General features: G+C 46.5%; 11 protein-coding genes and 1 rRNA gene. 10 read left to right on the top strand and 2 right to left on the bottom strand.

Translation table 11 applies throughout. From position 1 onward, the window contains the following. The first annotated feature begins 56 nt into the window (after nt 1-56). The 6 genes from truA to AB4Z29_RS29860 all read left to right on the top strand — a co-directional run bounded on the left by truA (nt 57) and on the right by AB4Z29_RS29860 (nt 5,367). A complete protein-coding gene (gene truA / locus AB4Z29_RS29835) occupies nt 57-809 on the top strand; it encodes a tRNA pseudouridine(38-40) synthase TruA (protein WP_441946553.1) in 753 nt (250 codons plus the stop codon). Between the two features lie 181 nt (nt 810-990). Then, nucleotides 991-1,428 (top strand): 50S ribosomal protein L13, encoded by a 438-nt coding sequence (gene rplM / locus AB4Z29_RS29840; RefSeq protein ID WP_053373925.1) that lies wholly within the window; start codon nt 991-993, stop codon nt 1,426-1,428. A 20-nt stretch (nt 1,429-1,448) separates the two neighbouring features. Further along, nucleotides 1,449-1,841 (top strand): 30S ribosomal protein S9, encoded by a 393-nt coding sequence (gene rpsI / locus AB4Z29_RS29845; protein WP_056635921.1) that lies wholly within the window; start codon nt 1,449-1,451, stop codon nt 1,839-1,841. A 209-nt stretch (nt 1,842-2,050) separates the two neighbouring features. Beyond that, complete coding sequence (locus AB4Z29_RS29850; RefSeq protein ID WP_441946554.1) at nt 2,051-2,746, top strand: phosphoadenylyl-sulfate reductase; 696 nt, start codon at nt 2,051-2,053, stop codon at nt 2,744-2,746. A gap of 175 nt (nt 2,747-2,921) precedes the next feature. Next, nucleotides 2,922-3,710, top strand: a complete 789-nt coding sequence (cwlD, locus tag AB4Z29_RS29855) for an N-acetylmuramoyl-L-alanine amidase CwlD (RefSeq protein ID WP_441946555.1) — start codon at nt 2,922-2,924, stop codon at nt 3,708-3,710. Between the two features lie 529 nt (nt 3,711-4,239). After that, nucleotides 4,240-5,367: an Mrp/NBP35 family ATP-binding protein gene (locus tag AB4Z29_RS29860; RefSeq protein WP_441946556.1), complete on the top strand. Its 1,128-nt coding sequence runs from the start codon at nt 4,240-4,242 to the stop codon at nt 5,365-5,367. A 122-nt stretch (nt 5,368-5,489) separates the two neighbouring features. Here the strand turns inward: AB4Z29_RS29860 and gerD are convergent, their stop codons facing one another. Continuing rightward, on the bottom strand, nt 5,490-6,194 hold the full coding sequence (gene gerD, locus AB4Z29_RS29865; protein ID WP_441946557.1) for a spore germination lipoprotein GerD: 705 nt from the start codon (nt 6,192-6,194) through the stop codon (nt 5,490-5,492). Nucleotides 6,195-6,484: 290 nt separating this feature from the next. Between gerD and AB4Z29_RS29870 the strand changes: the two genes are divergently transcribed. Further along, nucleotides 6,485-7,108, top strand: a complete 624-nt coding sequence (locus tag AB4Z29_RS29870) for a KinB-signaling pathway activation protein (protein WP_441946558.1) — start codon at nt 6,485-6,487, stop codon at nt 7,106-7,108. A 1-nt stretch (nt 7,109) separates the two neighbouring features. On the opposite strand, the gene pdaB is transcribed toward AB4Z29_RS29870, so the two are convergent. Further along, entirely contained in the window at nt 7,110-7,919 is an 810-nt protein-coding gene (gene pdaB / locus AB4Z29_RS29875; RefSeq protein ID WP_441946559.1) for a polysaccharide deacetylase family sporulation protein PdaB, read from the bottom strand. 206 nt (nt 7,920-8,125) lie between these two features. Between pdaB and AB4Z29_RS29880 the strand changes: the two genes are divergently transcribed. From AB4Z29_RS29880 to AB4Z29_RS29890, 3 genes are all read left to right on the top strand, one after another. Then, nucleotides 8,126-8,752, top strand: coding sequence for a stage II sporulation protein M (locus tag AB4Z29_RS29880; protein WP_441946560.1), 627 nt, complete (start codon nt 8,126-8,128; stop codon nt 8,750-8,752). A 226-nt stretch (nt 8,753-8,978) separates the two neighbouring features. Then, a complete protein-coding gene (locus AB4Z29_RS29885) occupies nt 8,979-9,200 on the top strand; it encodes a hypothetical protein (protein ID WP_053373934.1) in 222 nt (73 codons plus the stop codon). A gap of 206 nt (nt 9,201-9,406) precedes the next feature. Then, a 16S ribosomal RNA gene (locus tag AB4Z29_RS29890) occupies nt 9,407-9,503 on the top strand; the annotation flags it as partial.

Below are 9,503 nucleotides of genomic sequence, written 5' to 3' on the forward strand. Positions count from 1 at the left end.
GTTTCGTACTGTGCTTCAGATGTGTAGGATTCCCTTTAACAAAAGGGGGGAAAAGGTTGAGGAATATATGCGTAAAGGTCAGTTATGATGGAGCCGGCTTTAACGGTTTTCAAACGCAGCCATACGGCAGAACGGTCCAAGGAGAAATTGAAAAGGCCATTAAGAAGCTAACGGGAGAAACGACAATTATTATTGGTTCGGGACGTACCGATGCGGGAGTACATGCTCAAGGACAAATGTTCAATTTCTATACGGAATCGACGATTCCTACGGAAAGATGGGCAATCGCCCTTAACACGCGGCTGCCTAAGGATATTGTCATTATCGAAGCATATGATGTGCCAGAGCATTTCCATGCCAGAAGATCCGCCAAGCGCAAAACGTATCGCTATACGATTGATACTGGGAAGTTTCCTGATGTATTTGGCCGTCAATACCGCTTTCATCATCCGACGCCGCTGGATGTGGATGCGATGCGTGAGGGGCTCCGTTTCCTAGTAGGGAAACATGATTTCACTTCATTTACATCCATCCATTCAACCAAGCCTCATCATGTACGCACGATCTATGAAGCAGAATTTGTACAAGAGGGCCCGATCGTACATATGTACATCACCGGGAATGGCTTTTTGTACAATATGGTTCGAGTCATAATGGGAACTTTATTATGGGTTGGCGAAGGGAAAATGGCTTCATCTGAGATTAAAAGCATCCTGGAGGGGCGTAATCGCTCGCTCGCAGGTCCTACGGCAATGCCGCATGGATTGATGCTTCTAGATGTTGAATATTCCAGCGAAAAACAGGGATAAATCACTATAATTTACTTGCACTTAACTATATTTTATAGTAGAATATAACTTGTGCTTTCGAAGTGGCTAACCCACAGCCCCGACTGAGATTGTCACAAACTTGGCGAATTACAATGAACTAACAAACCAACGATTACGTTGTTATAAAACGATTAATGTATGAAATTAAGGAGGATCATCCATGCGCACCACTTATATGGCTAAATCAACTGAAGTTGATCGTAAATGGTTCGTCGTCGATGCGGAAGGCAAAACGCTAGGCCGCTTGGCGAGTGAAGTTGCTGCCCTGATCCGCGGCAAACACAAACCGACATTTACGCCACATGTTGATACAGGCGATTTCGTTGTTGTTATCAACGCTGAAAAAATCCATCTGACAGGTAAGAAAATGTCAGATAAAATTTACTACCGTCACTCCATGTACTCCGGTGGCTTGAAAGCTACTCCGGCACAAGAGATGATCAAGAACAAGCCAGAGCGCGTTATCGAACTGGCTGTACACGGCATGTTGCCTAAGAACCGTCTTGGCGACAAAATGAAGCTTAAACTTAAAGTATACGCAGGTGCGGAACATCCACATCAAGCACAAAACCCTGAAGTTTACGAACTTCGCGGGTAATAAAGAGGAGGACAAGTTTCATGGCTCAAGTGCAATACTATGGAACCGGTCGTCGTAAACACTCTGTTGCACGTGTACGTCTTGTGCCGGGTGAAGGACGAATCATTATTAACAAACGCGACCTTAATGAATATTTTGGTCTAGAAACATTGAAGCTGATCGTAAAACAACCGCTTAACCTTACGGATACATTGTCGAAATACGATGTACTTGTAATTGCTAACGGCGGCGGTATGTCCGGTCAAGCAGGCGCTATCCGTCACGGTATTTCCCGTGCTCTGCTTAAAGCAGATCCAGAATTCCGTCCGGCTCTTAAACGTGCTGGCTTCCTAACTCGTGATCCGCGTATGAAAGAGCGTAAAAAATACGGTCTTAAAGCGGCTCGTCGTGCTCCACAATTCTCGAAACGTTAATTCGTATCGGCAAAAGTGCTTTCTCTGCAAGTCAGAGAGGGCACTTTTTTTGCGTTATTGCTTAATTTGCGTTCGCATATGTGTCAAGTTGTTAAATCCCGCAAACTTTATTTCATTTTGGTGTAAACTTATATTGAACATTATGTCCGCAGGACGTATAATTTCATTACAGACTAATTTACTAGGATTTAATAAAGGAGGGTATTCAAATGAACCTTTTTGAGAAAGAAGCACTTATTAAACTAAAGGAAGTAGAACTCGAAAACGCGACACCGGAAGAAGTTATTGCGTTTGCGGTTGAAACTTTCCCTAATATTACATTCGCTTGCAGCTTTGGAGCAGAGGATGTTGTTTTAGTCGACATGCTGCAAAAAGTGAGCCCAACGACAGACATTTTCTACCTGGATACAGATTATCATTTCAAGGAAACGTATGAAACACGCGATAGAATGGTTGAACGTTACCCAGGGATCCCGTTCGTAGAAGTGAAACCGGAACTAACAACAGAGGAGCAAGCAGAGCAATTCGGCGCAGAGCTTTGGAAATCCGATGCGAATGCTTGCTGCAATATTCGTAAAGTTAAGCCATTGACTAACATTCTTTCGAAGTACAGTGCATGGATTACCGGTATTCGCCGTGATCAGGCACCAACGCGTGCCAACTCCAAAAAAATCGAATACGATACAAAATTCGGTCTGATTAAATTCAACCCAATCGCACATTGGACAACTGAAGATGTTTGGAATTACATTCGCGAGAATGATGTGATCTACAACCCGCTGCATGACCAAAACTATCCAAGCATTGGCTGCGAGCAATGCACTCGCAAGGTTATGCCTGGCGAGGACCCTCGTGCTGGACGCTGGTCGGGACAAGAGAAAACAGAATGCGGATTGCATAAATAAGCTTTATCAAAAGCATCTCGGAGCAGCCATAGGCTAATTCCTACGATTCAATGAATTCAATAAAGGATTGTCTCATAAACGACCATCTCGTCCCATATAAATGAAAGTGAGCATTAGGCTAATAAGAGCTGCCCGATGCCGTGTATTCATTTAATGGGGACGGGGTGGTTTTTTTATGCGCCGAATGGGTCGGCATGTTGTCGTATGGATGACGTACAAAGGGGCTATACGCATTGCAATAGGTCTGCTGGTGATTGCTCTGACCGGTATATTGCTTACACAATCGATGCCTTCAGCTAAAACATGGTCCTACTGGACGCTTCCGTTGTCAGGGAAGACCATTGCTATTGATGCTGGGCATGGAGGGGTAGATGGCGGAGCGGTTAGCAAGCAAGGCGTGATTGAGAAGGACCTGAATCTCGCGATTGCGCTGTATTTGCGTGATTACCTGCAGCAAGCTGGCGCAATGGTCGTTATGACGCGGGAAGGGGATTATGATCTCGCTACAGGTGATGCTAGAGCTTATAGCAAGCGGAAGACCGAGGATTTGAAAAAGAGAGTTGCTTTGATCAAAGACAGTAAGCCAGCGGCTGTAATTAGCATTCACATGAATAGCATACCATCGACAAAGTGGTCGGGAGCACAAACTTTTTTTCATCCCGCCAATCACCCGGATAATCGTGTTTTGGCCACATTCATTCAAGATGAAATCAAACGCAATTTGGAAAATACGACACGGGTAGCGGCTACCGTGAAGGATGTATATGTGTTGAAAGCAATCGACAATATCCCAACAGCGTTAGTAGAGGTTGGTTTTCTCTCCAATCCAGGCGAATCGCAACGACTCGCGGACACGGAATACCAAAGACAAGTAGCAGCATCTATTTATGAAGGTGTGCTGCGTTATATGTCCGGGGAGAAGCTCAGCGGAAGCGTGCTGCAGGATGAAGTAACAACGAAGTGAGCAATTGTTGCTGAGTAAAGCGCAGAGCACAAAGTAGTTAGCAAAGAGCAGCGAGCAAGGAGCACAGAGCAGCGAGCAAAGAGTAAAGGGTAAAGAGTACAGAGCAGTGAGCAAAGAGTAAAGAGTAAAGAGTAAAGAGCACAGAGCAGTGAGCAGTGAGCAAGGAGCACAGAGCAGCGAGCAAAGAGTAAAGGGTAAAGAGTACAGAGCAGTGAGCAAAGAGTAAAGGGTAAAGAGTAAAGAGTAAAGAGTAAAGAGTAAAGAGCACAGAGCAGTGAGCAAGGAGCACAGAGCAGCGAGCAAAGAGTAAAGAGTAAAGAGTAAGGAGTAAGGAGTAAGGAGTAAGGAGTAAGGAGCACAGAGCAGTGAGCAAAGAGTACAGAGTACAGAGCACAGAGCACAGAGCACAGAGCACAGAGCACAGAGCACAGAGCACAGAGCAGTGCGTTTCGACGGAAGGGTTGGATGCTCGGCTTCCTGTGTTATAATCATTATTATATGGTTTTAATTATATAAAGGTGGGACATAAATGACGTTGACACGCGAACAAGCAATAGAAGCCGTCGAATCGGTGACGGCACAATATAAGGCGGATGGGATCGCCATCCGCGATGTAATGGTTCGGGACCGTCAGGTATCCATGACGGTCCTATGGGCTGGCGCGGCTTCGCATCCCGCGCTCGAAGCCTCGCTCCGCGAGGCACTGGCGCGCCTGGGCGCCGAAACCGTGCACTTCCGGTTTCGGGCCGAGGCAGCGCCAGCCGCGGGCGCAGGCGCGTCCACGCCGCCGCCTGCGGCTGCCAAAGCACCGGCCGCGGCTAGCGCCGGCGGTGCCGGCAAGGCTGGYGGCTCCGCGCCCATAGAGGGCCACGGTGCCGGTCTAGCCACTGCGCTGCTGGATCCTAGCAGCGGCGTGCAGTTCATCGCCGTCGCCAGCGGCAAGGGCGGCGTCGGCAAGTCGACGGTGACCGTCAATCTTGCGGTCGCCTTAGCCCGCAGGGGCAAGCGTGTCGGTATCATCGACGCCGACATTTACGGCTTCAGCGTGCCTGATATGATGGGCATTGAAGAACGCCCAGAGGTCGTGAACGAGCGCGTAATTCCGATTGAAAAGTTCGGAGTCAAGGTCATGTCCATGGGCTTTTTTGTAGAAGACAACAGCCCAATTGTATGGCGCGGACCGATGCTTGGCAAAATGCTTCGGAACTTCTTCCAGGAAATCGAATGGGGCGAGCTGGATTATTTGCTGCTCGACCTTCCGCCAGGAACAGGAGACGTTGCACTCGACGTCCATCAGATCATTCCGCAAAGCAAAGAAATTATCGTGACGACACCGCATGCTACCGCTGCATTCGTTGCCGCTCGTGCGGGCGCCATGGCAATCAAGACGGAGCATGAGATCATCGGAGTCGTGGAGAATATGTCTTATTATGTGTCCAAGTCCTCAGGCGAGAAGGAATATGTTTTCGGCCGCGGCGGTGGCGCGCGCTTGGCAGAAAACTTGCATGCTGAGCTGCTTGCCCAAATTCCGCTCGGTGCTCCTGACAATCATGTATCCGAGCCTGATTTTGCCCCGTCGGTATACAAAGCGGATACGGAAACCGGACAGCTTTACTTGGAGCTCGCCGACAGCGTATTGGGCAAATGCGAAAGCTAATCTAAATGCAAAAGCCCGAACGGAATGTCCCGAAGCTATAACCAGCTTCTAACTTGGACAACCCCGTTCGGGCTTTTTACAAACGTAGACCTTCTAATTCATAAGAATCAGCGCCAGTCCTGTTACATGCCAGAATCGCTTTGCTCGTCTCCTGAACCGGAATCATCACCTTGCTGGTCTTCTTCCTCTGATTTCTGCTCCTCATCCCCAGAGCCTTCATCCTTTTTCTTATCGACCTTCTCGTCAGGGTTCGGCTTGAGCTCCTCTTGAACCGCTTTTTTCATAAGATCAAGCACTTCCAAACGGAACAATGGGTTTTGCATCGCATCCTGCATGAGTGACATGACCTCTTTGCGGTATTGCGTGCTTTGAAGCACCTCAAGGATCATCTTATCCATCTCTGGATTTTTGAGCACCTTAATCAAATCAGCTTGGTAAGAGGGATCCTTTATTAATTCTTTGTGGATATCTTTGTTTTGCTTATTGACGGATTTCGCGAATTCCCCGGCAAATCGAGGATCTACCATCAATTTTTTAATGACTTTATCATACTGCGGAGAGATCAACACATCCTTGACAGCTAAACGAACCTCTTCTTGATCTTGTACCGACAGCAGCTTGGAGGTCTGGCCGGAATAGCCGGATATTTGCTGAGACGATTCCTGCAGTGCTTTTTGCGCATCCTCTGTTTTGAGGATATCGATGACCATGGATTTCAAGTCCTTGTAGCTGACCTGTTCGTTTCCTCCTGACGGCTCGGCGCCGCACCCTGCAAGCACAATCACCAAGCTTGAGATAACCAACAATAAAGCCCATCTCTTACGCATTCTTCGCATGCTCCTTTCTATGTCAGTACTGCTGTATGCCATAAGGTTGACCAATTCGTTCTAAAAGTGATGAATCACGGTCTTATTATGCGCATTGTTCACCGTATTATCATGGACAATCGTTAGCTTTTTGTTGTGAACGTGGTAAAATAAAGGGTAATACGGAAGCATTTAAGCATTGCAGTATGCAGTTGTAATCCATAATAGCCATTAGCGAGGCGATTGACATTGTTATTAAGGGTTGTACCGCATAGGAGCAGCCGTCATAAACATTCAGGAGGGTTAGGAACGTGAATTTAAAAAAGTGGTTCTTTTTATTTTGGAGCGGCATGGTAGTCGGGGGACTAGCTTGCGTGGTTACCGGTGCGATTATGGCATGGGTCGATCCGGAGTTTGGTTTTTTAGGTTTTAAGGCGGTAGGATTCAACGCGTTAATGATGGCTTTAGTTGGACTCATGATCGGGGCATTTAGCCAAATGGGCTTTTTCGCTTATTTAACCTTAAACTACATCGCACTAAGTGTATTCGGCAAAAAATACCTATGGAACGCTTTGCAAGGGTACACAACGATATTTGCGGCTGCCGGTCTTGGCTACCTGCTGTTTGAACAGCGTATGAACAATTGGTTTTTCTGGTTGCTGCCGTTAGTTCTGCTTATTCTTTCTGGTATTGTTTCATGGTTCAAAGTCAAGCAAACGAATAAAACGGCCTTTGTGCCTACGATGTTCCTGATGTTCGTCGTCACTTTCATTGAAGCCTGGCCGGCGCTCCAGGGAGAGACGAACGTTTCCGCCATTATCTTTATGATGGTTCCTCTGTTTGTCTGCAATGCATACCAAATTATGATGATGCATCGACTCGTCAAAAAGCAAACAACCGACTCAGCGCCAATTGCCGCAAAGTCGGTCGTATAGATTAGTATTCCAGCTCGGCGGCATTCAGCTGCGGGAATGTAGACGTCGTCTTATCCTGCACAGCTTTGCCGTCGATTTCTGTTTGTGTGATAAGGTCGGTTACAGTCACGAAGTCGTAGCCCTTCTCGCGCAGCTGATCGATGACTGCAGGCAAGGCTTCATGCGTTTGTTTGACTGAATCGCTCGCATGGAACAGAATGATATCGCCTGGATGTGCCCGAGTAACGACGCGGTTAATGATTTTGTCCGTTCCGATATTCATCCAGTCGAGGGAATCGGTATCCCATTGAATGACCTTGTATTGCAGTTCCTCCGCGATGCGGAGCACACGTTTGTCAAAATCGCCGTTAGGAAGTCGGATTAATTTCGGCTGCTTGCCAGTCACGTCGGATAAAATCGTATGCGCAGTCGTAATCTGCTTGCGAATCTCTTCATCGCTAAGCTTGCTGTAGTTGTCATGCTTGTGGCCGTGGCTTCCGATCTCATATCCGGCTTCTTGAATTTTTTTTACGATTTCCGGATGGGATTGGCTCCAAGGCGATGACAGGAAGAAGGTAGCCTGCTTAATGTTCTTTTCCTTCAATACATTAAGAATGGGTTCTGTTCGTTTGTCTCCCCAACTAATATCGAAGGTTAAGGCAACTACCTTCTTATCAGTGGGCACGCTGTAAATGGCTGCCGGCTGTTGTGGGGCAAACACGGTAATGTTGTCGCGCTCCGCGTAAATGATGCCGACGGAAAAGACGACAGCAATCGCGATTAAGAAATAGCGTTTCAACTTTCGGCCGTTCAATACATAAAACACATTCATGGGGAAGGGCACTCCTCTCTAATGGAAGCTTGTACAAAGCTAAGAAAGTATAAATCCGACCTTTATACTTCGCTTATCTTTTGCTGCGAAATGGACAACTGCTTCCATGGAGAGCGGATGTCATTTACGCTTGTTGTACAATCTATGCTCGTACAATCGATATATTCATCAATCATGCGAAGAATGTTAATCTGGAGGGGAAACTTTTGTTCAAATGGCAGGTGAATTGGGACTATTTCAAAAAAATGAATCCGTATATTGCTTTTGCAGCTATCCTTTTTCTGGCGGGAATGGTCATTGGGGGTATTAATCCGGCATTTAAATCATTTTTAGATGGGCAGCTGGAGGGACTCGGGAAAATTTCTAATATGATCGATGATTCGAGCAATCCTACTTTAACCATGATTGTCTTTATCTTTTTGAATAATGCGATTAAGTCCATCGTTGTGATGTATTTGGGCGCTATGCTAGGCATCCTGCCGTTTTTCTTTTTGGTAGTGAACGGCATGGTGATCGGTTATTTGCTGAAAGGCATGGCTGAGCTGCATGGGGGTGGATATGTCCTAGAGATCATCGTAAAAGGACTGCTCCCGCACGGGATACTGGAGATTCCCGCTATTATTATTGCTTGCGCGTATGGGATGCGATTTGGTGTATTGGTTTTCAAGGCATTAGGCTCCCTAATGTTCGTAAGATCGAAGTCCGGGCGCTTAGGAGAAGAGCTTGAAGGGTTCGTTGCCAGAACGGTACCTATGATGGTTGTTTTGACAATATCGCTTCTACTTGCGGCCATTATTGAAAGTACATTTACAACATGGCTGTTAACGATGTAATAATTTTTCCAATATTTGAGCATAACAGTAAAGCAGTGTCGAAACGCATTTGCGTGAGGCGTTGCTTTTTTGTTCAAATATAGGGAAGTATGTGATTTCTTCATCCTTTCTCTATGTTTCTCGGAATGAAACGCGCTGGTCTGCCAGAGGTTGGCGATAGCCGTTTCATCTTGGATTAAAGGACGGTCTAGTTGCGCTTTACAACTAAAGGAGGTCACATACGGTTATGCTCGGAATACTATTCAACGATAAAGAATGCAAAGAACTCGACTACGTCCTTCGGAAAGAACTGGATGAAATGCTGCTCGACCTGAATGATTCGCGATTAGACGGAGATATTAAGCAGGCTATTACAAGACGATATAAGATCATCTTTCGTATGTATGCAAGAATTGCCTCGCCGAAAGAACTATCGCGTTATGCGTTAAATGCGCGTTCATATCGATAAATCAGGCTTTTTAAAAAATCTTTTAAAAAGGGGTTGCATTTAATTGGGCCCCTGTGATATATTATTTCTTGTCGCCAACGAGACACAGGCGACTGACACGAAAGAGTAAATTGCTCTTTGAAAACTGAACAACGAGTAACAACTGCCTCGCAACTCCTTCGGGATAAGCGAAAAAGCGATAACAAGTAATGAGCATTTCAAACACCAATTTGGAGAGTTTGATCCTGGCTCAGGACGAACGCTGGCGGCGTGCCTAATACATGCAAGTCGAGCGGATCTTGTCCTTCGGGACAAGGTTAGCGG

Source organism: Paenibacillus sp. 2TAB23, from assembly GCF_052115165.1.
Lineage (GTDB): Bacteria > Bacillota > Bacilli > Paenibacillales > Paenibacillaceae > Pristimantibacillus.